The sequence below is a fragment of the Burkholderia sp. SIMBA_051 genome (assembly GCF_046534915.1).
Lineage (GTDB): Bacteria > Pseudomonadota > Gammaproteobacteria > Burkholderiales > Burkholderiaceae > Burkholderia > Burkholderia ambifaria.
In genome coordinates, this window is the sequence record NZ_JAWRXS010000782.1 from 1 (window position 1) to 242 (window position 242).

Annotated in this window: 1 protein-coding gene; it reads right to left on the minus strand. The window is 69.8% G+C overall.

Annotated features, from left to right (window positions below; all coding sequences use genetic code 11):
- Positions 1-242 (minus strand): flagellar protein FliT (locus SB771_RS36590; RefSeq protein ID WP_410722233.1); only part of this gene is annotated, 242 nt, incomplete at both ends.

The window sequence follows — 242 nt, forward strand, 5'->3', positions numbered from 1 at the left end:
GCCGTAGGCCGACAACAGCGTCTGCTGGCGCTTCATGCGGCCCAGCAGTTCGCCCAGCCGGGCCAGTTGCGGGAGCGCCAGGTCCCGCGTGAGCGCGTCGTTTTCGAGGATACGCACCAGCAGGTCGTACTTCATGGCGCGGCCGGCTTCGTCCAGCGGCGCGGTCGGCTCCGCGATCCGCAGGCGTTCGACCAGCTCGCAGTATTGCTGCCCGTGGGCCATCGCCGTATCCCAGTCGCCGG